The sequence below is a fragment of the Paractinoplanes polyasparticus genome (assembly GCF_019710575.1).
Classification (GTDB): Bacteria; Actinomycetota; Actinomycetes; order Mycobacteriales; family Micromonosporaceae; genus Actinoplanes; species Actinoplanes polyasparticus.
Genome location: NZ_JAHWFK010000067.1, coordinates 36436 through 60140, shown reverse-complemented (window position 1 = coordinate 60140; position 23705 = coordinate 36436). Strand labels below are relative to the sequence as shown.

Below are 23705 nucleotides of genomic sequence, written 5' to 3'. Positions count from 1 at the left end.
CTGATCGACGGCTACTTCACCGGAACAGGTCTACCTCCACCAACACCACCCTGACCCCCACCCCAAAAGGGCTCTAGAACGCCCGGTCCCGTCGGCCGCCGCGGTCTTGCTCCGGTCGCCCAGCATGGGAGGCGCCGGCCGGAACGGGACAGCTATGGTGACGCGGCTGATCTTCAAACAGGGAGCGGAAACGTGAGCGACAAGGCACCGGACGAGAACCGCCCGGACCCTTCCGGCAACCTCCCGCCCACGCCGCCTGTCCAGCCGACGCCGCCTTTCCCGCCTGTCCCCGGCGACCAGCCGCCCACTTCGCACCAGTCGCCGCCACCGCACGGCTACTACCAGCTGCCGCCCGGCCAGGACCCGTGGCAGGCCGCCCAGGACCCGCACCAGCCTCCGCCCGGCTACGATCCTTCCGCCTACGGCTACGGCGCACCCGGCTACGGCACCCCTGGATACGGCCCTCCCGAAAACACCGCTCCTTACGGCCCGCCCGGCTACGGCGCTCCTTATTACGGCCCGCCCGGCTATCAGCTGCCGTCCGGCTACTACGCCGGCCCCGCCGACCCGCTGGTCAGCGCCGACTTCGGCGGCTGGTGGCAACGCAGCTTCACCCTGCTCGCAGCCGTCTGGCGCCCGATGGCGCAGGTCCAGCTGGTCTGGGCGATCCCCCTGATCGTCGTGGGCGTCCTCACCGCCATCTACGCCCCCGACCGCGCGGTCACCTTCGACTCGACCACGCCCCCCAACTTCAGCGACATCTTCGAGCCGCTGTTCGTGGTGCTGCCGTTCGCACTGGCCGCCGTGCTGCTGACCCTGGTCGCCCAGCTGGCCACCCTCGATGTGCTGGTGCAGCGGGCCACCGGCCGGCCCGTATCGGTCAGCCGGGCGCTGCTTACGGGCCTGCGCCGCTTTCCCGCCATGCTCGGCTGGCAGCTCCTGGCCGGTCTGGTGATCCTGGTGGGTCTGCTGCTCTGCGTCCTGCCCGGCCTCTACGTGCTGATCGTCTTCCTGATCCTGCCCGTGATCGTCCTGGTCGAACGGGGCCAGGGCATCGGTCGCGCCTTCCAGCTGGTCCACGCCAGCTTCGGCGCCGCGGTCGCGCGGCTGGCCACCATCGTCGGCCTGCACATCGCGTTCGTGCTCGTCGAGAGCGTCCTCAGCGCCATCCTCAACCCCGCCGCCGGCTCCGGCCCCGGCGTCACCGTCGCCTCGGCCATCCTCTCGGCCGGCTTCTCAGCAGCCACCGGCGTGGTGATGAGCCCCCTGCTCCTGACCGCCTACGCCGACATGCGCGCCCGCCACGAGCCCTTCTCGACGGCCTACCTGATCCCCCACCCGGGCAGCAACTGACCGGGGCTGCTCGTCAGAGTTCCTCGGGGTCGCGGCCGACCGCTGAGCGGCCGCCGTCGATCGGGATGACCGCGCCGTTGAGGAAGGACGACCGGTCGGACAGCAGGAAGGCCGCCGCCTCGGCGACCTCTGCCGGGCGGCCCATGCGGCCCAAGGGCTGGAGCAGCCGGATCTCGTTCTCGAACGTCTGCCGGGCCGCGGGCTCCAGGGCAGCCAGGTGGGCCTCCGAGCGGTCGGTGGCGATCGAGCCGAGGGCGAGAGCATTCACCCGTACGCCCTGCGGGCCGTGATCGACGGCGAGCGCCCGCGTCAGGCCCTCGATCGCGGCCTTGGCCGTCGCGTAGGCGAAGGCGCCGCGTACGGGTCGTTGGGCCTGGTGTGAAGAGACGTTCACGATTGAACCGCCGGTGCCGGCGGCGAGGAAGGCTCGGATGGCGGCGGTGCACCCGGTGACGACGGGGTCGACGTTGCGGGCGATGAGCGCGCTCGCCTCGCGGGCCGGCATCTCGGGCAACCAGCCGGAGGGGAACGTGGCGGCGTTGTTGACCCAGCCGCCCAGCGGACCGGCCGCCTCGACCGCCCGACCGGCCACTCGCTCGTCGGAGGCGTCGCCGATCACGGGCACGAGCCGGCCCCGGGCCACATGGTCGCCGGCCCAGTCGAGCGTGGCCTCGTCGAACTCCACGACGACGACCCGGCCGGCCGGTTCGGCCAGCAGCCGCTCGACGATCGCGCGTCCGACCCCGCGACCGCCGCCGGTGACGACGGTGTTCACCGGCCGAGGGCGTGCCAGATCTCGGTGACGGTCGCGAACTCCCGGTCGGCGGGCAGGCTGTCGATGTCGGCCAGCACGTCGTCGGGGGCCAGCAGCGTCTCGGCGCTGTGCCGAAGCTTCACCCGGTCGCCGGGCAGCGCCGAGAGGCCGATGTAGCGGCCGAAACGGCTGAGGTCGGGGGTCTCGTCGTCCTCCAGGACGCCACTGACGTCGGGCTGGTCTTCGCCCGACGGTTCGGCTTCGCGGCTCTCCTCGACGCGGCCGCCGGTGACGCCCTGTGTTATCCCACGTACCTCGTGGGCCATCTCGTCGTCGACGCGGGCTGAGTGCTTGTTGCTTCCTCTGTCCATGTCACGCGATTGCCCGCGCGTTCCGGCGCAAAACGTGACACGCACTTCCCCGTACGCGGGAAAGTGCGTGTCAGACGTCCGGCGCGGTCAGGGGAACTGCATGCGGCGCGGGCGCGGGATCACGGGCGGGGGCAGGGGCAGATCGGCGAGGTGGCTCCAGTTGAGCGAGCCGTTGTCCGTGGACTTGATCTCACCGAGGCAGGCCCGCAGCAAGCCCAGGGTGGGCGTTCCCGCGAAGCCGGCGATGATCACCTCGGGCTTGGGGTCGATCTGGGCGATCGCGCCACAGATCTTGGCGACCTCGCGCTCGTCGACCGAGTCGAGCGGCAGCGGGGACTCGGCCTGCGACCGGCGCCAGGGCGGGCCGAACCGGCGCAGCAGTTCACGGGCGAGGCGGCCGAAGGACCGCCCCACAGGCGCGTCGAGCATCGAGTCGCGGGCCGACTGCCCGTAGCACCACGGCACCACCACGTGGCCGTTGATCACGACCAGCTGGTAGACCGACTTCGGAACAGAAATGATCTCGGCGCCGGGGAGCGTGCCCAGGAAGAGCACCAGTTCCTCGTAGGGAAGCGGCCATCGCGGATTCGCGATCACGCGTTCCATGGTCTGCGTCATCGCGGGGTGAGCATGGATCTCGCGCTCGATCGCTGTGCTCAGGGCCTCGGGCACCCGGGTCCACAGCTCGGCGGCCACCTTGTCGCCGAACTGTTCGACCACCCACTCGCTCGGACCGACCAGAACGTCTGGGCGCATTCCTTACCACCACCGTCCGTGTCGCTGGCGTTACTGCTGGCTAGAAGAGTTTCACTTCCGGTGATCGACTGGAAGAGTGCACTTTCCTAGATCCCAAAAACGCCCGTGAATGAAATCCAGCGAAACGATCAAAACGTTGCTACGACGATGGAGCAGCTGCTCGGGACCATGCGAAACATGCAACTTGCACGGCGAACCGCACGTGCAAGTTGCATGTCGGCTTCGCTATTCACCCCGTGCAGCCAGTTAATCACCCCGATATTTCGGGGTGGTGACCACGACGCAAACATCCACTCACAGTGACGATCCACAGTGCCCTCACCTGCACCAAGGCAACCACGGGGGACCCGCGAACCACAGGTGATCCCTCTCACTGCGGCCGCCACGCCGGCCCCACAGGGCCTTCAACGCCCGGCCGGGACGCCAGGGCGACCACACCGCTAGGTAAACGCCGACCGGAGCGCTGTCGGATTTCCGTCAGTGCCACGATGACACCGGGGGATACGCGGCTTAGACCCTTTTCGCCCCTTGACCCATCGACTTTCACGCCGCTGCGGGCAGCTCCACTCCCGACGGTGAGTGATCGCATAACACGGCGAAGCCAATGGGAACGCTCCCAAACGTCCGGCGCCATGAATGCGTCTGGTGATCATTCGGCGACTCAATGCAACAGGTCGGCGATCTCTCGGCAAAGCACTTGTGCGCGCAATCAAGCAATCGCCGGCATGAACGACCCGCCGACCGGCTGAGAACATTCACTCCACCCGTCGGCGGAGCACGAGATCGGCGTCCGCGATGCGATCAAGAAGCCGGCCGCTGATAATCGCCGGACCATTCCCGCGGGTACGACGCGCTGACGGGCACCCGGTCCGGCCGGAACTGTCGGAGCCTCGCGCTACGGTGCCCCGGTGAACTCGGAACACCTGCTCAGCCCGGCCGCCGAAGCGGGCCTCGTGGTCGACGCCGTGCTGCACGATCTGCGCGAGGGCGACCATCGCGGCGTGGTGGTCGACTCACCGCCCGGCGCCGGCAAGTCGACGCTGGTCGTGCGGGCCGCCGGCGAGCTGGCGGCGGCGGGCGAGCCGCTGATGATCGTGGCGCAGACCAACGAGCAGGTCGACGACCTCATCGCCCGGCTCGGCGCGCGGTCGCCCGAGGTCGCCGTGGGCCGGTTGTCCGCGGTCGACTACGAGGCGAGCGACCGGGTTCGCGACCATCCCCGCTGCCGCGTCGGCCCCAAGGTAGCCGACCTCGGGTCGCCCGCCGTCACCATCGGCACCGCCGCCAAGTGGGCGACAGTCACCGAGGGCTCGTGGCCGTGGGCGATCGTCGACGAGGCCTATCAGATGCGCTCCGACGCGCTGCTCCGTGTGGCGCCCCGGTTCGTCCGCGCGCTCTTCGTGGGCGATCCCGGCCAGCTCGACCCGTTCTCGACGGTCGAGGTCGAGCGCTGGACGGGCCTGTCGTGGGACCCGATGCAGAGCGCCGTCGCCGTCCTGCTGCGACACAACCCCGACCTGCCCGTCCACCGCCTGCCCGTCTCGTGGCGGCTGCCCCACACAGCCGCCCCGGTGGTGGCCGAGGCCTTCTATCCCTTCACGGGTTTCCGCTCCGGCACCGGCCCCGGCGATCGCGGCCTGCGGTTCGGCCGGCCGCCGGCTGACCCGCTCGACGAGGTGCTCGACACGGCCGCCGAGTCCGGCTGGGGCCTGCACGAGCTGCCCGGCCGCTTCACCGTCCGCACCGACGCCGAGGCCGCCTCCGCCTGCGCCCAGTTCGCCGTCCGCGCGCTGGCCCGCGAGGCGGTGAGCTCCTCCGAGTCGGGTGGCGGCGCGCTCACCGCCGACCGCATCGCCATCGGCGCCGCCCACCGCGATCAGGCCGCGGTCATCCGGTCGTTCCTCCCGCCCGAGGCCAAGGGCGTCACCGTCGACACGGCCAACCGGCTCCAGGGCCGCGAGTACGACCTGACGATCGTGCTGCATCCGCTGTCGGGCCGGCAGGATGCGACCGCCTTCCATCTCGAGTCGGGCCGCCTGTGCGTGCTGACCTCCCGCCACCGGCACGCGTGCGTCGTGGTGGCCCGCGAGGGCATCGCCGAGCTGCTCGACGCGCACCCGTCGACCGAGCCGGTGCACCTCAACGTGCCCGTGAAGTTCCCCGACGGCTGGGAGGCGAATCAGGCCGTCCTGTCTCATCTGCACAAGGGAGTGTCGCTCAGGCGACACAAACCGCTACTTTGAGTGAATGGCGGTCTTCGCGACGACGGGCTCCGAACAGGACGGCGTCTATCGGCCGATCCTGCGCCCGCGCCGGGGCGAGCTCGCGGCGCTCACCCATCTGACGGCGAGCGAGGCCGCCCGGGTCCGGCCGATCCTCGAGGTCGACCCGGGCGCCGAGATCCTGCCGCTGATCCGTGAGCTGCCACCGCGCACGGCAACGCTCGCCGTCGACTTCTCCGAGATCGTCGAGTCGCCCGACCCGCTCGTGGCCCCGTCGCTCGACCTCGCCGAGCAGCTGGCCGAGCTGGGTATCACCATGCTGCCCGTGCTCCGCGCGGCCGAGAGCCGGCGCCGCCTGGCCGCCCACGGCCTCGCCGCCCGCATGCACGGGCGCCACGCCGTGCTGCGGTTCCAGCCCCATACCGACGCGGCCAACCCGGCTCAGGCCGACGTCCTCGTCGAGCGGATGCTGCGCGGCGCGGGCCTGGCCGCGGACGAGATCGACCTGATGATCGACCTGGCCGAGACGGCCTGCGGGGCGCACGCCGCCCGGTTCGAGAGACAGCTGCACCGGATCCTGCGGTGGGCGGGCAGCCGCTCCTGGCGATCGATCAGCGTGGCCTCGGGCGCGATGCCGGCCAACCTCGACGAGCTGCCCACCGATCGGCCGGTCACGATCGACCGGCATGACGCCCGGGTCTGGAGCGGGATCGGCCGGCCGGGGATCGGGTACGCCGATTACGGCGTGACGTCCCCGGTGCGGCGCCGCGGCGTCCAGCGCCATCGTCAGCTGCCGACGCTGCGCTACACGGCCGAGCACAACTGGTGGATCTACCGCTGGTCGCGGCGGGGCGGACGGGGCGACGACCGGTGCCACGACCTGTGCCGCACGCTGGTCGCCTCACCGCACTGGCCGGCCGCCGGAGCCCGCTTCTCGTGGGGCGATGCCGAGATCGCCCGCCGGGCCCGGATGGCGCCGGGCGCCGGCAGCCCGGCCGGCTGGATGTCGTGGAGCACCTCCCACCACATCGCGCACGTGCTGCGGACTCTCCGGCCGGACCAGCCCGGCATCGACTGAACTGTCGTACGCTTGTTCTAATGTCGCTGTCAGCCGCGTTGGCCTACGCCCGGCACGGGATTCCGGTCCTGCCGGTGCACGCGCCTGACCCGCGCGGTGGCTGTTCCTGCGACAGAGGAGTTTCGTGCGAGCGTCCCGGCAAACATCCCCACCTGCGGCGCGGCCTCACCGAGGCGAGCACCGACCCGCGTCTGATCGAGCTGTGGTGGGCGCGCTGGCCGGCGGCCAACATCGGCCTGCGCACGGGCGTCGCCATGGATGTCGCCGACGTCGACTCGGCCGAGGGCTGGCACGGTCTCTGCCACCTGCTCGGCGGCGAGCTGCCCGCCGGGCCCCGCGTCCGCACGGGCGGTGGCGGGTGGCATTTCTGGTTCCGTCCCCTGGGCTACGGCAACCGTGTACGCCTGCTGCCCGGCCTCGATTGGCGGGGCAGCGGGGGCTACGTGGTGGCTCCGCCCTCGCGCCATGCCTCCGGGGCCGACTACCGCTGGGTGCTCCGCCCCGACCGGGCGCTCCCCGAGGGGCCCGCGGCCCTGCGCGCCCTGATCGCGGGCCCTGTTCCGGCGCCGAGCCACCGCCCGGTCGCGCACCCGTCGCGTTACGCGCAGGCGGCTCTGGCCGCCGAGGCCGACCGGGTGGCCCGGGCGCCGGTGGGCACCCGCAACGACACTCTCAACCGGGCGGCGTACGCATTGGGCCGCTTCATCGGGGCCGGCCTGCTCGACGAGGCCGAGACGACGCGGGAACTCGAGGATGCGGCACGCTTCGCCGGGCTGGGCCGGGCCGAGATCCGGGGCACGCTGCGCTCGGGCCTGACCGCCGGCCGACGTGCCCCGTTCGATCCGGAACTGAACCGCGACGTGGCGTGAAACCACTCTTGCCCCAAAAATGGGGTCATGACCCACTGCGACAGCACTCGACCCACCGGCGACGGCCCGTCATGATCGGCCGCACCGGGCAGCGTCCCGCCGCGGCTTTCCCCGCCGCGCCCACCCCCGCGGACGGAGGGCAGGCATGACCCAGGCGCGCAGACTGAAGCCCTACGACCTGGAGGTCCCGGTCCGGGCCGGGCGCGACGAGACGTGGGAATCCGTGACCCAGATCGACGTTCTGCACCAGTGGTTCGGGTGGGACTACGACGGGCTGGCGGCCGAGATCAAGCAGATCTTCGTCGATGAGGCAACCTTGTGGGCGCCCGAGCAGATGGGCTGGGCCGACGGGTCCTATCTCGAGGTCGTGGGCGACGACGACGACGCCCGGGTGCGGGTGGCCCGCGAGGGCACGGGCCCCGGCGGCCCCGAGGTCTACGACGCCATCGAGGAGGGCTGGCGGTCGTTCCTGATCCAACTGCGCTTCCTGCTCGACCAGCGGCCGCAGGGCCGGCGGCGCACCCTGTATCTCACCGGCGAGACCACCGGCCGCCAGGCGCTGTCGCTGGTGCCCGGCGAGTGGGAGCGGTTCGGTCCGCGCGTGGCCTGGACGGTCGACGCCGACGGCCACCTGGTCGTGGCGGCCGGCCGGATCCCGCTCGACCATCCGTCCGCGTCCCGCTTCGAGGTGACGGTCTCGCTGTTCGGCGCCGACGACGCCACTTTCGAGGCCGCCCGCGAGTCGTGGGCCAAGCGCTGGGCCCACATGGCCGCCGACGCCAACCTGACCACAGCCGACGACCCCGCCCCCAGCGGCTGAAGCACGGCCGGCCCGGCACCAAGCGCGGTCCCCGCGACAGCGGCGCGGCGTGAAGACGGTTTGCCCGGGGGATGCGTCACGCGGCGTTCAAAGGTCGATGCTGCTGCTGAAGCCCGGTAGCCTGGCAACCTCTGACCGGCCGGGGAGCGTGTTTTGCTGCGGGGTGACTTGGCTTCGGAGACGCCCGAGGGCGTTCTCGCCGATGCCGCGCGCCTGCGGTCGGTCGCGCGGCTGAGGCTGGGGCCGGGCGGTGATCCGGCGTTCGACCGCATAGCGGTGCTCGTCGAGCGGCTGGTGGATGCGCCGGTGGCCGTGGTCACCGTGCTGTCCCGCGATCAGCAGCACCTGCCGGGCCAGGTCGGGCTGCCCGAGCCGATCGCCGGTGAGCGCCTGATGCCGCTCAGCCACTCGTTCAGCCGGCACGTCGTCGAGTCGGGCGCGGCCATCGTGGTGCCCGATGTGCGCGACGATCCCCGGCTGCGCGACAACCTGGCGATCCACGACCTCGGCGTGGTCGCGTTCGCCGGGGTGCCGCTGACCGACTCCGACGGGCTTGTGCTCGGCACGCTCGCCGTCATGGACCGCGAGCACCGCGTCTGGACCAGGAGCGAGATCGCCCTGCTGACCGATCTCGGCGAGGTGTGCAGCTCGGAGCTGCGGCTGCGCATCGCCCGCGAGGTCGCCGACGAGGAACGCCGTGCCGCCGAGTCGGCGCACGGCCAGCTCGCGCTGCTGGGCGAGCTGACCGGCGCGCTGGCGGCCACGATGGACATCGACGAGGCGCTGCACCGGCTGGGTGGCATGGTCGCCGGCCGCCTCGCCGACTGGTGTTTCATCACGCTCGCCGACCAGTCGGGGGCGATCCGGCACGTGTCCGCGGCCCACCACGACCCGGCGCACGCCGGGACGACGAAGCGGCTGGCCGAGCTGGCTCACGAACAGAGGCTGGACGTCCGCTCGCTGATCCGCTCGGCGCAGGGCACGGGCCGCCCGGTCCGCCACAACGAGAGCGGCGCCGAGCTGCTGCGGGAACGGTTCGCCGCCGCTCAACTGGCCGGCCTGGCCGACCGGCTGGGTTTCGACTCGTTCATGATCGTGCCGATCACGTCGCCCGTCACCTTCCGGATGCTGGGCGCGGTGCTGCTGGTCAACGGGCCCGGGCGGGCGCCGTTCACCGACGCCGAGCAGAGCACCGCGGCCGAGGTGGGCCGCCGCGCCGGCATGGCCGTCGACAACACCCGGGTCTTCGGCCGCCAGCGCCACGTCGCCGAGGTCCTGCAGCACAGCATGCTGCCCGAGTTGCCCGAAGTGGACGGCATCGACCTGCACGGCCGCTACCTGCCGGCGCAGGACGGCGCGTCGGTCGGCGGCGACTGGTACGACGCCTTCACCCAGCCCGACGGCAGCCTGATGCTGGCCGTCGGCGACGTCTCCGGCCACGACATCGAGGCCGCCGCCACCATGGGCCAGATGCGCAACCTGATACGCGGCGACGCGTACGGGCGGGACGACGCGCCGGGCCCGCTGCTCTCCCAGCTCGACCGCGCGCTGCACGGCCTGCGTGTGCCCGGCGCGGCGACCGCCGTCCTGGCCCGGCTGATCCGCGACCAGGACGACTACCTGGTGTCTTTCGCCAACGCGGGCCACCCGCCGCCGGTGCTGCTGCGCCCGGGAGGCGAGGTCGAGATCTGGTGGGAAGACCCGGAACCGCTGCTCGGACTGCTTCCCCGGGCCCAGCGCACCACCCACCACCGCCGCGTCCCGGCCGGCAGCACGCTGCTGCTCTACACCGACGGCCTGGTCGAGCACCCCGCCCACCTGATCGACGACGGCATCGACCACGTCCTGGCCGTGCTGCGCGGCAACGCCGCTCTGCCGCCGGAAGAGCTGTGCGACCTGCTGATCGACGCGGTACCGCGCCGCGCCGACGACATAGCCTTCCTGATCGTCGGCCTTCGCTGACCCTCAGATCAACGGTTCTCGAGCGCGCGCCGCAGGGCCCGGCAGACCTGGGCGAACCCGGTCGCGTCGGTGGTGGAGTAGAGCTCGGCCTCCGCGCCGCGATAGACCGCCTGCAACGTGTACGTGAGCCGGTTGCGGGCCAGCAGGAACCGGCCCGCGATCACCGCCGCCAGGACGACCGTTCCGCCGGCGGCCCAGGCCCACGGGCGCAGGACGATCAGCCCGACCAGCGCTCCGGCCAGCACGGCGCAGACGGTTCCGACCAAGACAGGGACGTAGTAGGCGCCGCGGCGCTGCGTCGTGCCGACCTGGCGCAGTTCGCTCAGCGGAAACATGCGACCGTCACCCACCCGTACGAAATGGGTCTCGGTGACCATGCCGGCCGGGCCGCGATAGTAGGTCCTGACCACGACGGGCACCTCCGGCGTCATTCGACGGGCGTGACCTCATGATGGGTCGGCGGGCCGCCGTGAGTCCACGGTGTCTCGTCCGGGTCGGGGAACGCGGCGCCCGGGCGGTAGGCCTCGCTGAGCGTCGTCAGCAGCAGCTGCTCGCCCACCGCGGGGACGCTGCCGGGCTCGGCCACGAGTTTGCGGCCCATTCCACCGGAGAGCTCCAGCACCACATCCGTGCTGGTCGCGGTGGGCGTGATGGAGACGACCTTCGCTTTCTGGGCCGGGCGGGAGGGCGAGGTGAGGGTGGCGCCGGGCTCGACGCGTACGGTCTCGGTCGTGGCCACCATGATCCTGGGACGCAGCACGGGCCGCTTGCCGCTGTCGTCGATCCGATCCGCCTTGGCCAGTGTCACCAGCGCGCCGAAGGCCTGTCCGGTCAGCCGGTGCTCGGCCATCACCAGCGGGTCGTCGAAGGCCCGCTGCACCGCGTAGCGCGCCGCCGCGTTCTCGAGCCGCTGGAGCCGGGCAGCCGCAGCCACCGCCCCGTCCCGGCGGGGTTGGGGCGAGCCGTCCTCGATCAGGTGCTCGACGTAGGCCGAGTACGCGTCCCGGTCGCTGTCCCAGCGCGACGCCACCCGGGCGCCGGCCGGCAGGGTGCGGAGCAACGCGATCGACTTCCACATCCGTTCCCACGTCGGCACGAGCAGCTCGCGCAGGACGCCGGTGAGGGCGGGGTCGGCCGCGGTGATCAGCGGGGCCAGGATCTCGTTGTCGAACGTGGGGTCGGTGGCGGGCCCGGCCACCGGCCCGTTCTCGGCCTCACGGGCGGCCGCGGCGCCGTCGGTGATCCACGCGAAGAGCGACCCGAAGTGGGCGTCCTCGGCGGAACTCTGCCCGGTGGCCCAGTGCTGCGTGAGCGCCTGCACGGCGTTGACCAGCAGCGACGAGCCGGGCACCTCGGCCGACGAGGCCAGGAAGGTGAGCCACTGCCCGAGGCGGGGCACCGCTGGCGGTACGGGGAAATCGCCGTCGGTACGGCGGAAGCGGGTCGACCGGCCGAGCAGCCGCAGGAAGTCGGCGCCGCCGGGGTTGGGCACCCAGATCTGTGGCGCGTCGACGAACCGGTGCCGCACGTCGCGTCCGCGGTCGACCGGCACGGCCTCGGTGGCGCCGGCGAACGAGTCGAGATAGGGCACGACCACCCCGGCGAGGGCCGCGAAGAACGCGAATCGCTCGTCACGGTTGCGTGGCTGGCTCACCACGAGCAGGCGGGGCTGATCCTCCGCGGATCCGAGCAACGCGGCCAGCGGCGCGTTCGCCTCGCCGGCCATCGCCAGCGGGATGAGCACGAGCGGACGGTCGTGGACGTGCAGGTGGCGCACGGTCGTGATCGGCTGGGCCCGGCCGGCCGCGAGCGCCTGGGCCCGGGCGAGCGCGACGAGCGTGCTCACAGGGCCTCGTCACGCAGCCGCTGAGCCGCCCGCAGCAGGGCCGCCGCCTCGACCTGGTCGGGCTCCGGTTCGCGCGTGCCCGAGGCCAGCGCGAGCACCTCGTCGACGGTTTCGATCCCGCCCAGGGCCTCGCGCACCGGGCGCCCCAGCACGGCGGTCCGTCCGGCGGCCTCGTCGCGGCAGAAGACCGACATCTCGCACGAGGACAGGCACTCCGGCGCATAGCGCGCGGTGAGGGCGTCGAGCGACGACACCAGGTCGGCGACGGGCTGCGCGAGGTCGAAGGAGAGCGAGGCCGGCAGCGACTCGATCAGCGACGACACCGAGGCCAGCCGGGAGAGTTGCCGCCGCAGCGTCGACAACTGCTTTCGTACGTCGAGGACGACGGCCACCGGCTGCATCGAGAAGTTCTCGGGGCAGACCAGAACCACCTCGTGGCTGACCCGGTCGTCGCCCAGCAGCCGCCGCAGCGCGAGCACGTAGACGGCCGCCTGCACCGCAGCCGATGACACGGCCGTGCCGTCGGCCTGCCCGTCGATGATCGCGAACGACTTGATCTCGACGACCTGCAACTGCGAGCCGTTCTGGTAGGCGATCAGGTCGGGTTCGAGGAAGACGGTCTGCCCGGCGACGTCGAGCGTCAGCAGCGGGTGGTCGAGCAGCCCTTCGGCGCCGCTGCGCAGCAGTGCCCGGGTGCGGGAATGGCGCGCTGACAGCGTGTCGTCCTCGTCCGCCCCGAGATCCTCGTAACCACCGACGTACGCGCCGAGCGTGGAGCGCAGCAGCGCGCAGTCGTCCGCCTTGAGCATCGCCTCGAACGCGTTGCCGCGGGCAAGCGCGAACCGGGACTGCCCGAACGCGCCCGGAAAGCCGATCCGTTCGGCCAGCCGCACCTTGTCGACGCCGGCCGCGTCCAGAACGGCCCGTCGCGTGCAGCCCGGGTTGCCGGTGAGTGCGGCGACCGTACGCGCGTTGTGCCTCTTGCCCGGAGCGGAGCCGCGCAACTTCTCGACCCGGCTCACTCGCCGCCCCGCTGGTGCGGCACCGTCGGAAGCCCGTACAGCTGCTGCTCCTGGGAAAGACCGCGAGCCCGTTCGACCGCAGCGGCACGCCGCGGCTCGTCGGCCTCGATCGCGGCGACGAGCTCAGGCGCGTCCAGAGCCACCCGGGCCGCGGCCACCAGGTCAAGAGCTTCCGGTCCATGCGGTACGTCCTCGGCCAGCGCCCGCAGCAGCCGGTGCGCGGCCCGTCCGGCGCCGGGCCGGATCGCCACGAACTCGGCGACCCGGATCACCGCGGTCAGCCCGTCGGCCCGTTGCGCGGCCGCGGTGACGATGCGCTGCTCGACCGGCCAGTCGGCCAGCGCAACCAGCCCGCGCGCGGGGGTCAGATCGAGGGTGAGCGCCGCGCACAGCCCCGAGGCCGGGTCGCGTCGCAGAGCCGCGAGCGCCGGCACCGACAGGTCACCGTCGAACAGCGCGCTGTGCACGTCGACCAGCAGCCGGGGCGAGGCGGGCCGGCCGAGCAGCAGCAGCGCGTGGCGTGCCTGCTCGGCCGTGGTAGGCATCGTGCTCAGACCGTTCACCGGCCGCTCTCCGAGGGGGTAGGAGGATCGCGATCGACTCTAGATCTTCTTACACCGGCGCGACAATGTGCGGACGAGTCACAACTTTCACTCCCCATGGCGATTAAAACTCGCATATCGGACACCCCGCTTCCCGCGCGCTACGTTCGGACTATGCCGAAGGCCATCTGGAACGACGAAGTGATCGCCGAGAGCGACGACACCGTGGTTGTCGAGGGAATTCAGTACTTCCCGCGCGAGTCGCTGCGCGAGGACGTGCTGGCCCCCAGCGACACCCACACCATCTGCCCCTGGAAGGGCCGGGCCTCGTACTACACGTTGACCGCGAACGGGCACACGACGCCCGACGCCGTCTGGTTCTATCCCGAACCCAAGCCGGACGCCAAGGCCGTACGCGACCGCGTCGCCTTCTGGAAGGACGTCCGCGTCGAAGCGTGACCCCTGATCGCGGGCCCGCTCACGCGATGCGCGGGTGGGCCTGCTCGATCGCGGACACCTCGAGATAGTCGAGCATGTCCCGCTGCTCCTCGGCGTCGAGCGCCCCGAAGGCCTCGTAGGCGACCGCGCGGGAGTGCTCCGTCTCGGCCGCGAGCAGCGCGATGATCCCCGACCAGGCCAGCGAGACCCGGTCGAACAGGCGGGCGCGCCGCAACGAGGTCAGCCGGCTGAGCATCGCCACCTTGGTCGCCGCGTCGTCGTCGTGCGGGATCCGGTCGGAGAGCTCGAAGAGCGCCTTGCCCCGGTACGGGTGTTCCGACTCGACCATCCGGGCGAGCTCGGCGTTCGACATGCGGTCGACGGCCGGCGCCGGACCGCGACGGGGCAGCGAAGGCTTGTCAGCGGGCACGACTGTCCCGTCCGCTCTCGTAGCCGTTGCCGGGCGACTGCTGCGGCAACGTCGGTGTGTTCTCGAATGAGGGAAACGGGGGCGCGGCCGGCATGACCGGAGCCGGCGGCGCCTCCGGACCACCCTTGAAGTGTTCCGTGTAGCTGTCCGGAACGGCCTTGCCGTCCTCGGTCTCCGCGCCGCCCTCGGTCACCGTGACCTCGCCGTCCTCGTCCGTCGCGGTCGCGCTGAGCGCCGCGAGCCGGTCCTCGAGATTTCCACCCGGCACAGCTTTGTCCTCCGTTGCCGACTTTTGTGCTGTTGGCGTCCTATGAGATCACGATCGGTGCCCGGCCTGGCGCACACCCCGTCCCCATAATCTGCTCAAGTGCCCCCGGGCGCGACCGATGAGGCGCGTCGGAGGTGCTTCATGGGGCGTGTCAGCAAGGTCCTGAACCGCGTACGGCGCGGCGTCGACATCACGATGATCTTCGCGTCGCTCCTGGCGCTGGCCTGGACACCATTGGTCGGCCGGGAGGGCGGCGCGCCGCGCTGGAGCCTGGCCCTCGGCGTCGCCACGGCCGGCGGTCTCGTGCTGGCCCGGCTCAGCCGGCGCTGGCCGCTGGTGCAGTACGCCCCGGTGGCCGCGGCCATCATCGCGGCCGCGGCGCACACCTCCCTCGGCGACACCACGACGACGACGATCTGGCTGATCCTCATCGTCGCGGCCGTCATCCTGATCCGGCAGTTCCTCGGCTCGCACACCAACGAGGGACTGATGCGCGACCTCACCCGGCAGCGCGCGATCCTGGCCAGTCAGGCCTTCCGCGACCCGCTGACCGGGCTCGGCAACCGCGCCATGTTCATGGACCACGCGACGGAAGCCCTCGAGGACGCGGACGACACCAAGACCGCGGTCATCCTGTTCGACCTCGACGGCTTCAAGGGCATCAACGACACGTACGGGCACGCCGCCGGCGACGAGCTGCTCAAGGCCACCGCCGACCGGCTGAACGCCAACGTGCGCGCCAACGACACGGTGTCCCGCCTCGGCGGCGCCGAGTTCGTCGTGCTGCTCCCCCGGCTGCTCGACGAGCAGACCGCCGACACGGTCGCCGACCGCATCCTGCACGACCTGCAGAAGCCGCTCACCGTCGACGACCTGGTTCTCTCCGTGCGGGCCAGCGCCGGCATCTCCATCACGCAGGGCAACCGGCTCGACGTCGACACGCTGCTGCGTGAGGCCGACGAGGCGCTCTACCACGCCAAGGACGACGGCAAGGGCGTCGTGCGCCGCTTCGACCCGGTGCGCTTCGCCGAGGCCGCCCAGCGCCGGCGCGACGAGTCCGACCTGCGCCGCGCCCTGGTCGAGATGCAGTTCGAGGTGCACTACCTGCCGATCGTCGACCTCAACGGCGAGCTGGCGGTGGGCGTCGAGGCGCTGGTGCGCTGGCGGCACCCGGTGCGCGGGCTGCTCGGGCCGGGCGACTTCATCGAGCTGGCCGAGACGCTGGGCCTCATGCCCGGGCTGGGCCTGTGGGTGCTGCGCGAGGCGTGCGCCCAGGCCGTGGTGTGGCAGCAGGACAACCCCGGCTTCAAGGTCAACGTCAACCTGTCGGCGACGCAGCTGTCCAGCCCCGAACTGACCGACGAGGTCGGCGCCGTGCTGGCTGACACCGGCCTGCCCCCGAACTCGCTGGTGCTGGAGCTGACCGAGTCGATGGCGCTGACCGACCTGACCGAGTCGGCCCGCGTGCTGAGCTCGCTGAAAACCTTGGGCGTACGCATCGCCCTGGACGACTTCGGCACCGGCTTCTCGTCGCTGAGCCACCTGGGCGCCCTGCCGGTCGACGTGGTGAAGATCGACAAGTCCTTCGTGGCCGCCATGCGCGAGAGCACGGCCACCGGCTCGGTCGCCGAGGCCGTGCTGCACATCGCCCGCACGTTCAACCTGGCCCCCGTGGCCGAGGGCGTCGAGGACGAGATGCAGGCCACCCTGCTGCGCGAACTGGCCTGCGCCGAGGCCCAGGGCTACCACTTCGCCCGCCCCATGCCGGCCGCCGAACTGACCGGCCTGCTGACCCGCCAGTCCGCCGGCCTCCAGATCCGCTGACCGCTGATAGCACATACACTACGGTCAATCTGTGCATGAAGTCGGACTGCGGGAGATGCGGCAGAATGCCGGCGACCTGGTACGCCGGGCGCAAGCGGGTGAACGAGTGACCATCACCGTCGGCGGGCGGCCGGCCGCCCTACTCAGCCCGGCAAGTCCTCGCGCCTGGCGCAAATGGCACGACGTGGCCGGAGTCTTCGATCAACCCACCGACCCTCGATGGGCCGACGACCGGGATCTCCCCGACGACACCCTCACCAATTCCGTGGGCTGAACGCTGAGCCGACGCATCCTGGACACCAGCATCCTCGTCGCTACCGACGTAACCCCTATCCCGGGCGGACTGGCCACTAGTGTCGCGAGTCTCGCCGAACTCCAGTTCGGAGTCCTGGTCGCGAAGACCGCCGAGGCGAGAGCGCTGCGCCTGGCACGACTCAGCGATCCACAGATTTAAGCCCCACTGTCCAGCACCTTGCCCTGGACAACCTGGCCCGCCCGGTCGGCATCACCATCGCTGATCCGGCCCCCTTACGCTTTGGCCGGCTGCACGGCCAGGCCGATGCCCGGGGCGATCGGCTTGAGGCGCTTGCCCGCGAAGAGCATCAGGCTCAGCACGCTGGCGAAGATGGCCAGCGCCCCCGCGCCGTACCAGGCCCAGGTGTACGCGCCGAGCTGGTCCCGCACGAGGCCGGCGGCCGTGGCGGCGGCTGCGGCGCCGAACTGGTGCGAGGCGAAGACCCAGCCGAACACGATCGCGCCGCTCTCGCCGAAGTATTCGCGGCACAGGGTGACCGTGGGCGGCACCGTGGCCACCCAGTCGAGGCCGTAGAACAGGATGAACACCAGCATGCTCGGGCGCGCCGTGGCCGCGAAGAGTGACGGCAGCACCAGCAGCGACAGTCCGCGCAGGAAGTAGTAGGCGCCGAGCAGGATGCGGCTGTCGACCCGGTCGGTCAGCCAGCCCGAGGCGATGGTGCCCACGATGTCGAACAAGCCCACCAAAGCCAGCAGCGAAGCGGCCGTCGTCTCGGTCATGCCGTGGTCGTGCGCGGCCGGGATGAAGTGGGTGCCGACCAGTCCGTTGGTGGTCGCCCCGCAGATCGCGAAACCGCCCGCGAGCAGCCAGAAGGGCCGGGTCCTGGCGGCCTGGCCGAGGGCGCGCAGCGCGGTGCGGGCGGCGCCGGCCGGGGCGATCGGCTTCGGCTCCTCGTAGACACCGCCGTAGGCGCCCAGGCCCAGTTCGGCCGGGTGGTCGCGCAGCCGCCACCAGACCAGCGGCACGACCAGCAGGGCGGCGCCGGTGACGGTGAGCGCGGCCAGGCGCCAGCCGGAGTGCTGGGTGAGCAGGGCCAGCACCGGCAGGAAGACCAGGTTGCCGGCCGCGCCGCCGGCGGTGAGCACACCGGTGACCAGGCCGCGGTGCTTGACGAACCAGCGGCCGGTGATGGTGGCGACGAAGCCGAGCGCCATCGAGCCGGTGCCCAGGCCGACCAGTACGCCCCAGAGCAGAATCAGCTGCCAGCTCGACCGCATGAAGACGGTCAGGCCGGAGCCGGCCGCGACGAGCAGGAGCGCGGCCATGATCACGCGGCGGATGCCGAACCGTTCCATCAGGGCGGCCGCGAACGGCGCGGTGAGGCCGTAGAGCAGCAGGTTGACCGAGACCGCGGCCGAGATCGTGCCGAGCGACCAGCCGAACTCGTCGTGCAGCGGCCGGATCATGACGGACGGGGTGGCCCGGAACCCGGCCGCGCCGACCAGGGCGACGAAGGCGACGACGGCCACCAGCCAGGCCGGATGGATGCGCAGTTTGCTCACGGTACAGATTCTGCGAACTTCCGGCCGGCACCACGAGTGGCCGGAAGGCCATCATGCGCAAGAATTGGGCCATGAGCCATCGCATTGCCGTCCTTCCCCTGGACGGTGTGGTCACGTTCGACCTCGGCACGGCCACGCAGGTGTTCGGCGCGGCCCGCGACGCGGACAACCACCGGCTGTACGAGATCCTGGTCTGCGGCACCGGCCCGGTGCGCACCACGGCCGGCTTCACCATCGTTCCCGACCACGACCTGAGCATCCTCGAGACGGCCGACACTGTCGTCGTGCCCGGTGTCGACGCGGGCAGCACGGTCACCGACGGGACGCTGCGGGACGACGTACGCGAAGGTCTTCGGAAAGCCGCCGCGAGGGGAGCGAGAATCGTCTCGATCTGCACCGGCGCCTCCGTGCTCGCGGCCGCCGGCCTGCTCGACGGGCGCCCGGCGGCGACCCACTGGCTCTGGGGCAAGCGGATCGGCGGCCTCTATCCCCGGGTGCGGTGGAACCTCGACGTGCTGTTCGTCGACGACGGCGACGTCCTCACCTCGGCCGGCGTGGGCGCCGGGGCCGATCTCTGCCTGCACATCGTGCGCAACGACCACGGCGCCGAGGTCGCCAACCGCGCGGCCCGCCGCTGCGTGCTGCCGCCCTGGCGTGACGGCGGGCAGGCGCAGTTCATCGAGCGGCCGGTCCCCCACTCGGACGGCACGGGCACCGCGCCGACCCGGGCCTGGACGCTCGACCGGCTGGCCGAGCCGGTGACCCTGGAGGCGATGGCCGAGCACGCCCGGATGAGCGTGCGCACCTTCACCCGGCGGTTCCGTGAGGAGACCGGCACGAGTCCCCGGCAGTGGTTGCTGCGACAACGAATCGCGCACGCTCAAGTGCTGCTCGAGTCGACCGATCTGGGGGTCGACTCGGTGGCGCGGCGCTCGGGGCTGGGCAGCGCGACCGCCCTGCGGCAGCACCTGCAGGCGGCAATCGGCGTGGCGCCCACCGCGTACCGGCGAACCTTTCGGCAACCGGTGCGATCCGTATCATAACTTTCCGGATCTTAGGTATCAGCCGTGATGTCCGATCAGTAAGGCGAGCATTCATCGCCGAACTAAGGATGTCATGGACCAGACCTTCCGCCCGCTGCTGGACGCGCTCAAGCAGATCGGGATCGATCCGCTGGCCGTCGACAAGGCAGCGGAGGAAGCGCAGCGCAGTGGCCGGTCCGTGCGCGCGGTCCTCATCAACGACCAGGTCGTCACCGAGGAGCAGCTGACCGCGGCGGCCGCCCAAGCCTTCGGCATCAACACGGTCGACCTGGTCAGCTTCCAGCCCGACCCGGCCGCGCTCAAGAAGATCCCCCTGCCGGTCGTGCTGCGCCACCGCGTGCTCGGCCTCTCGATGGCCGACGGCGAGCTGGTCGTCGGCGTCACCGACCCCGGCGACGTGGTCGCGCTGGACGACGTCCGCGCCGCCACCGGCATGATCATCCGCCCCGTCGTGGTGGCCCGCAGCGAGGTCCGGCGGATCATCGAGCGGCTCCAGCGCGAGTCGAGCGACCTCGGCGACCTGGCCGACGACGCCGCCGAGTCCCAGACCGGGATGTCCGCGCAGGCCACCAGCGCGGACGACGCCCCGATCGTGCGCTACGTCAACAGCCTGATCGAGCAGGCCGTCATGAACCGCGCCTCCGACCTGCACCTCGAGCCGACCGAGGACGACATGCGGGTCCGCTACCGCATCGACGGCGTGCTGCACGAGGTCGACCTCGTGCCGAAGGGCGTCACGGCCGCGCTGACCTCGCGCATCAAGATCATGTCGGGCGTCGACATCACCGAGAAGCGGGTGCCGCAGAACGGCCGCATCACCGCCCTCATCCGCGACCGCACGGTCGACCTGCGTACCGCCACGCTGCCCACGGTGTGGGGCGAGAAGATCGTGCTCCGCGTGCTCGACACCGGCGGCATCGACCTCGACATGAACAAGCTGGGGTTCACCCAGCACAACCTGGACCGGTTCGCCGCGTCGTTCACCAAGCCGCACGGCATGGTGCTGGTGACCGGCCCGACCGGTTCCGGCAAGTCGACCACCCTGTACGCCACGCTGGGCCGGATCAGCAAGCCGGAAGTCAACGTGATCACCGTCGAGGACCCGGTCGAGTACCGCCTCCGCGGCGTCAACCAGGTGCAGGTCAACACGAAGGCCGGCCTGACGTTCGCCGCGGTGCTGCCGGCCATCCTGCGCTCCGACCCGGACGTCGTGCTGATCGGTGAGATCCGGGACAGCCACACGGCACAGATCGCGGTGGAGGCGTCGCTCACCGGTCACCTCGTGCTGTCGACGCTGCACACCAACGACGCGCCGGGCGCGGTCACCCGTCTCACCGAGATGGGGATCGAGCCGTTCCTGGTCGGGTCGTCGCTCGACTGCGTGCTGGCCCAGCGGCTGGCCCGGCGGCTGTGCGACTGGTGCAAGGAGGCCTACAAGCCGACCGAGGAGGAACTCGTCGGCGCGCGCTGGCCCTTCGACGACCTGGTCGTGCCCGAGGCGCTCTACCGCCCGGTGGGCTGCCGCAACTGCGCGAACACCGGCTATCGGGGACGGATCGCGCTGCACGAGGTGATGCCGATCAGCCCCGAGATCGAGGCGCTGACCATCCGCCGGGCCTCGTCCAACGAGATCCTCGAGGTGGCGCTCTACCAGGGGATGTACGAGCTGCGGGCCGATGGCCTGGCCAAGGCGTCGGGCGGGCTGACCTCCGTACGTGAGGTCTCGCGCGTCGCCATTTGAGGACCAAAAACTTTATCCCGTACGCCCGGGTAACACCCGAAAACGCCAGAACCGACCCTAAACCGGCCCACCGAAGTGCCGAATACAAGAGGCGTCCGTACCGACGAGAGAGCCGGTGGAGATGTACCAGACCGACACGATGGTGCCCCAGCAGGCGGCGCCCCAGCCGGGGGCGCCCGCGCCGGGCGACCTGGCCGTGCTCAACCAGATGCTCGTCACGCTGGTCGAGTCGCGCGGCTCCGACCTGCACCTGACCGTCGGCACGCCGCCGATGATGCGGGTCAACGGCTCGCTAAGACCGCTCGAGGGCTACGGCAACCTGAACTCGTCGGACACCGCGCTGCTGTGCCGGGCCGCGATCTCGGCCGACCAGTGGGCGACCTTCCAGCGGGTGCAGGAGCTCGACTTCGCGCACAGCATCGTCGGCGTCTCCCGCTTCCGCGGCAACCTGTACGTGCAGCGCAACTCGTGCGGCGCGGTCTTCCGGGCCATCCCGCACGAGATCAAGCCGCTGGACGAGCTGGGCATGCCCGACTCGGTGTCCCGCTTCGCCCACCTGCCGCGCGGCCTGGTGCTGGTGACCGGCCCGACCGGTTCCGGCAAGACCACGACGCTGGCCTCGATCCTCGACCTGGCCAACCGCAGCCGCGCCGACCACATCGTGACGATCGAGGACCCGATCGAGTTCCTGCACCCGCACAAGCGCAGCGTGGTCAACCAGCGCGAGGTCGGCGCGGACACCGAGACCTTCGCCTCGGCGCTCAAGCACGCGCTGCGGCAGGACCCCGACATCATCCTCGTCGGCGAGCTGCGCGACCTCGAGACGACAGCCACGGCGCTCACCGCAGCCGAGACCGGCCACCTGGTGCTGGCGACCCTGCACACGCAGAGCGCCACCCAGACCATCGACCGCGTCATCGACATCTTCCCGCCGCACCAGCAGCTGCAGATCCGCGCCCAGCTGGCCGCCTCGCTCCAGGGCGTGATCACGCAGGCGCTGGCCCCGCGGGCGGACAACAAGGGCCGCGTCGTGATCGCCGAGATTCTGACCGCGACCCCGGCCATCCGCAGCCTGATCCGCGAGGGCAAGTCGCACCAGATCCCCTCGTTCATGCAGGCCGGTGCGAGCGACGGCATGCTCGCGTTCGACCAGCACCTGGCCGAGAAGGTGCGCGAGCAGGTCGTGACGTTGCCGGCCGCCCTCGAGCTCTGCCACTCCAAGGAGGAACTCATGCGACTCGTGGGACGGAGCTGACCCCATGCCGGCCACCAAGGTCTATCGGTACAGCAGCATCGACGGAGCCGGCCACCGGGCCAAGGGCACCGTCGAGGCGCCGAACGAGGCCGCGGCCACCAATCTGCTCAAACAGCGGGGCGAGACGCCGCTGGAGCTGACCGAGACCGGCAAGGGTCTCGACATGGAGATCAAGATCCCGGGCCTGGGCAACCGGGTGAAGCTCAAGGATCTCGCCGTCTTCTCCCGCCAGTTCGCCACGATGACCGCCTCCGGCATGTCGCTGCTGCGGTCGCTGGCGATCCTGGAGGAGCAGAGCAGTTCGCCGCCACTGAAGAAGGCGCTGGGCGAGCTGCGTACGGATGTGGCCGCCGGTACCTCGCTGTCGGCGTCCATGGCCAAGCACGACCGGATCTTCCCGCGCCTCATGATCGCCATGGTCCGGGCCGGCGAGACCGGCGGTATGATCGACCGCGCTCTCGAGCAGATCGCGGACAGCCTGGAGAAGGACACCGCGCTCCGCGGCAAGATCAAGAGCGCCATGACCTATCCGGCGATCGTGCTGTCGTTCACCTTCGTCCTGATCGCCGCGGTGCTCATCTTCATCGTGCCGATCTTCGAGGCGATGTTCGCCAACCTCGGCGGCGAGCTGCCGGCGATCACCCAGTTCCTGGTCGACGCGAGCCACAACATGTGGTGGATCGGCCCCCTGATCATCACCCTGGGCGTCTCCGGATCGATCTTCTACAAGCGGCAGATGCGCGCCAGCGACGAGTTCCGCCTCAAGGTCGATCGCATCAAAATCAAGATGCCGGTGTTCGGCTCCCTGTTCCGCAAGCTCGCGATGAGCCGCTTCTCCCGCAACCTGGGCCTGCTGCTCAACGTCGGCGTGCCGGTGATGCAGGCGCTCACCGTGGTCGGCGAGACCACGGGCAACGAGATCATCAATGTGGCCCTGAAGGACGTACAGGCCGCCGTCCGCGACGGCCAGCCGATGTCCTCGGCCCTGCGCAATCACCCGATCTTCCCGACCATGGTCACCCAGATGATCGAAGTCGGCGAAGAAAGCGGCCAAATCAGTCAGATGCTGGACAAGGTTGCCGATTTTTATGACAGGGAAGTCGACAGCGCTGCCGAGTCCCTGACCGCCTCGATCGAACCGATCATGGTGCTCGTCATGGGCGCCGTCGTGGGCGGAATGGTGATCTGTCTCTACCTACCGATGTTCACCATTTATCAAAACATTCAGAGCAACTGACTGGCACGACCAGGCCGGACTCCCGCCGGCCGAACGGGCCCCCCGCCCGCCACCAC

Annotated in this window: 23 protein-coding genes; 13 read left to right on the top strand and 10 right to left on the bottom strand. The window is 71.0% G+C overall.

The window, feature by feature from the left end:
* Positions 1-192 precede the first annotated feature (192 nt).
* The gene (locus tag KXC43_RS47115; RefSeq protein ID WP_221382827.1) at positions 193-1353 is read left to right on the top strand and encodes a sulfur globule family protein; all 1161 of its coding nucleotides are present in this window, start codon (positions 193-195) and stop codon (positions 1351-1353) included.
* A 13-nt stretch (positions 1354-1366) separates the two neighbouring features.
* On the opposite strand, the gene KXC43_RS47110 is transcribed toward KXC43_RS47115, so the two are convergent.
* The 3 genes from KXC43_RS47110 to KXC43_RS47100 form a co-directional block, all read right to left on the bottom strand.
* Positions 1367-2128: an SDR family NAD(P)-dependent oxidoreductase gene (locus tag KXC43_RS47110; RefSeq protein WP_221382820.1), complete on the bottom strand. Its 762-nt coding sequence runs from the start codon at positions 2126-2128 to the stop codon at positions 1367-1369.
* Positions 2125-2478: a hypothetical protein gene (locus tag KXC43_RS47105; RefSeq protein ID WP_221382819.1), complete on the bottom strand. Its 354-nt coding sequence runs from the start codon at positions 2476-2478 to the stop codon at positions 2125-2127. The genes KXC43_RS47110 and KXC43_RS47105 overlap by 4 nt, the downstream gene beginning before the upstream one ends.
* Before the next feature lie 87 nt (positions 2479-2565).
* Positions 2566-3234: a hypothetical protein gene (locus tag KXC43_RS47100; protein ID WP_221382818.1), complete on the bottom strand. Its 669-nt coding sequence runs from the start codon at positions 3232-3234 to the stop codon at positions 2566-2568.
* Positions 3235-4142: 908 nt separating this feature from the next.
* Between KXC43_RS47100 and KXC43_RS47095 the strand changes: the two genes are divergently transcribed.
* From KXC43_RS47095 to KXC43_RS47075, 5 genes are all read left to right on the top strand, one after another.
* Positions 4143-5477, top strand: a complete 1335-nt coding sequence (locus KXC43_RS47095) for an AAA family ATPase (RefSeq protein WP_308129581.1) — start codon at positions 4143-4145, stop codon at positions 5475-5477.
* Positions 5478-5481: 4 nt separating this feature from the next.
* Positions 5482-6534, top strand: a complete 1053-nt coding sequence (locus KXC43_RS47090) for a beta family protein (protein ID WP_221382817.1) — start codon at positions 5482-5484, stop codon at positions 6532-6534.
* A 20-nt stretch (positions 6535-6554) separates the two neighbouring features.
* Positions 6555-7403: a bifunctional DNA primase/polymerase gene (locus KXC43_RS47085; RefSeq protein WP_221382816.1), complete on the top strand. Its 849-nt coding sequence runs from the start codon at positions 6555-6557 to the stop codon at positions 7401-7403.
* Between the two features lie 145 nt (positions 7404-7548).
* Positions 7549-8223 (top strand): activator of HSP90 ATPase, encoded by a 675-nt coding sequence (locus tag KXC43_RS47080; protein WP_221382815.1) that lies wholly within the window; start codon positions 7549-7551, stop codon positions 8221-8223.
* A gap of 153 nt (positions 8224-8376) precedes the next feature.
* Positions 8377-10185 (top strand): GAF domain-containing SpoIIE family protein phosphatase, encoded by a 1809-nt coding sequence (locus KXC43_RS47075; protein ID WP_255646032.1) that lies wholly within the window; start codon positions 8377-8379, stop codon positions 10183-10185.
* 8 nt (positions 10186-10193) lie between these two features.
* Here KXC43_RS47075 and KXC43_RS47070 read toward each other — a convergent pair whose 3' ends face one another.
* Genes KXC43_RS47070 through KXC43_RS47055 form a run of 4 tightly spaced genes read right to left on the bottom strand, consistent with a single transcriptional unit; the run spans position 10194 to position 13616 of the window.
* Positions 10194-10595 carry a DUF6232 family protein gene (locus tag KXC43_RS47070; protein ID WP_221382814.1) on the bottom strand — a complete coding sequence of 134 codons (402 nt, stop codon included), beginning with the start codon at positions 10593-10595 and terminating at the stop codon, positions 10194-10196.
* Between the two features lie 17 nt (positions 10596-10612).
* Complete coding sequence (locus KXC43_RS47065; protein WP_221382813.1) at positions 10613-12031, bottom strand: hypothetical protein; 1419 nt, start codon at positions 12029-12031, stop codon at positions 10613-10615.
* The gene (locus tag KXC43_RS47060; protein WP_221382812.1) at positions 12028-13053 is read right to left on the bottom strand and encodes a hypothetical protein; all 1026 of its coding nucleotides are present in this window, start codon (positions 13051-13053) and stop codon (positions 12028-12030) included. The genes KXC43_RS47065 and KXC43_RS47060 overlap by 4 nt, the downstream gene beginning before the upstream one ends.
* Positions 13050-13616, bottom strand: coding sequence for a hypothetical protein (locus tag KXC43_RS47055; RefSeq protein ID WP_221382811.1), 567 nt, complete (start codon positions 13614-13616; stop codon positions 13050-13052). Before KXC43_RS47055 ends, KXC43_RS47060 begins: the two co-directional genes overlap by 4 nt.
* A 153-nt stretch (positions 13617-13769) precedes the next feature.
* On the opposite strand from KXC43_RS47055, the gene KXC43_RS47050 reads away from it, so the two are divergent.
* Entirely contained in the window at positions 13770-14054 is a 285-nt protein-coding gene (locus KXC43_RS47050) for a DUF427 domain-containing protein (protein WP_221382810.1), read from the top strand.
* A gap of 19 nt (positions 14055-14073) precedes the next feature.
* Here the strand turns inward: KXC43_RS47050 and KXC43_RS47045 are convergent, their stop codons facing one another.
* Together KXC43_RS47045 and KXC43_RS47040 are read right to left on the bottom strand one after the other, a co-directional pair.
* Positions 14074-14463 carry a hypothetical protein gene (locus tag KXC43_RS47045; protein ID WP_251800600.1) on the bottom strand — a complete coding sequence of 130 codons (390 nt, stop codon included), beginning with the start codon at positions 14461-14463 and terminating at the stop codon, positions 14074-14076.
* Positions 14453-14731: a hypothetical protein gene (locus KXC43_RS47040; protein ID WP_221382809.1), complete on the bottom strand. Its 279-nt coding sequence runs from the start codon at positions 14729-14731 to the stop codon at positions 14453-14455. The genes KXC43_RS47045 and KXC43_RS47040 overlap by 11 nt, the downstream gene beginning before the upstream one ends.
* 141 nt (positions 14732-14872) lie before the next feature.
* Between KXC43_RS47040 and KXC43_RS52495 the strand changes: the two genes are divergently transcribed.
* Together KXC43_RS52495 and KXC43_RS47030 are read left to right on the top strand one after the other, a co-directional pair.
* On the top strand, positions 14873-16555 hold the full coding sequence (locus KXC43_RS52495; RefSeq protein WP_221382808.1) for a putative bifunctional diguanylate cyclase/phosphodiesterase: 1683 nt from the start codon (positions 14873-14875) through the stop codon (positions 16553-16555).
* Between the two features lie 31 nt (positions 16556-16586).
* Positions 16587-16829: a type II toxin-antitoxin system Phd/YefM family antitoxin gene (locus KXC43_RS47030; protein WP_308129580.1), complete on the top strand. Its 243-nt coding sequence runs from the start codon at positions 16587-16589 to the stop codon at positions 16827-16829.
* 254 nt (positions 16830-17083) lie between these two features.
* On the opposite strand, the gene KXC43_RS47025 is transcribed toward KXC43_RS47030, so the two are convergent.
* Entirely contained in the window at positions 17084-18373 is a 1290-nt protein-coding gene (locus tag KXC43_RS47025; RefSeq protein ID WP_221382807.1) for an MFS transporter, read from the bottom strand.
* Positions 18374-18426: 53 nt separating this feature from the next.
* Between KXC43_RS47025 and KXC43_RS47020 the strand changes: the two genes are divergently transcribed.
* From KXC43_RS47020 to KXC43_RS47005, 4 genes are all read left to right on the top strand, one after another.
* Positions 18427-19416 carry a GlxA family transcriptional regulator gene (locus KXC43_RS47020; RefSeq protein WP_221382806.1) on the top strand — a complete coding sequence of 330 codons (990 nt, stop codon included), beginning with the start codon at positions 18427-18429 and terminating at the stop codon, positions 19414-19416.
* A 73-nt stretch (positions 19417-19489) separates the two neighbouring features.
* Positions 19490-21157 (top strand): GspE/PulE family protein, encoded by a 1668-nt coding sequence (locus KXC43_RS47015; RefSeq protein ID WP_221382805.1) that lies wholly within the window; start codon positions 19490-19492, stop codon positions 21155-21157.
* 121 nt (positions 21158-21278) lie between these two features.
* Positions 21279-22412, top strand: a complete 1134-nt coding sequence (locus KXC43_RS47010) for a type IV pilus twitching motility protein PilT (protein ID WP_255646037.1) — start codon at positions 21279-21281, stop codon at positions 22410-22412.
* Between the two features lie 4 nt (positions 22413-22416).
* Entirely contained in the window at positions 22417-23649 is a 1233-nt protein-coding gene (locus KXC43_RS47005) for a type II secretion system F family protein (RefSeq protein WP_221382804.1), read from the top strand.
* Positions 23650-23705: the final 56 nt, after the last annotated feature.

What these genes read in the sequence shown, in the direction of transcription:
- KXC43_RS47105 (WP_221382819.1), bottom strand. Translation starts at nt 2,478, where the DNA reads ATGGACAGAGGAAGCAACAAGCACTCAGCCCGCGTCGACGACGAGATG.
- KXC43_RS47100 (WP_221382818.1), bottom strand. Translation starts at nt 3,234, where the DNA reads ATGCGCCCAGACGTTCTGGTCGGTCCGAGCGAGTGGGTGGTCGAACAG.
- KXC43_RS47090 (WP_221382817.1), top strand. Translation starts at nt 5,482, where the DNA reads ATGGCGGTCTTCGCGACGACGGGCTCCGAACAGGACGGCGTCTATCGG.
- KXC43_RS47085 (WP_221382816.1), top strand. Translation starts at nt 6,555, where the DNA reads ATGTCGCTGTCAGCCGCGTTGGCCTACGCCCGGCACGGGATTCCGGTC.
- KXC43_RS47080 (WP_221382815.1), top strand. Translation starts at nt 7,549, where the DNA reads ATGACCCAGGCGCGCAGACTGAAGCCCTACGACCTGGAGGTCCCGGTC.
- KXC43_RS47050 (WP_221382810.1), top strand. Translation starts at nt 13,770, where the DNA reads ATGCCGAAGGCCATCTGGAACGACGAAGTGATCGCCGAGAGCGACGAC.
- KXC43_RS52495 (WP_221382808.1), top strand. Translation starts at nt 14,873, where the DNA reads ATGGGGCGTGTCAGCAAGGTCCTGAACCGCGTACGGCGCGGCGTCGAC.
- KXC43_RS47020 (WP_221382806.1), top strand. Translation starts at nt 18,427, where the DNA reads ATGCGCAAGAATTGGGCCATGAGCCATCGCATTGCCGTCCTTCCCCTG.
- KXC43_RS47015 (WP_221382805.1), top strand. Translation starts at nt 19,490, where the DNA reads ATGGACCAGACCTTCCGCCCGCTGCTGGACGCGCTCAAGCAGATCGGG.
- KXC43_RS47010 (WP_255646037.1), top strand. Translation starts at nt 21,279, where the DNA reads ATGTACCAGACCGACACGATGGTGCCCCAGCAGGCGGCGCCCCAGCCG.
- KXC43_RS47005 (WP_221382804.1), top strand. Translation starts at nt 22,417, where the DNA reads ATGCCGGCCACCAAGGTCTATCGGTACAGCAGCATCGACGGAGCCGGC.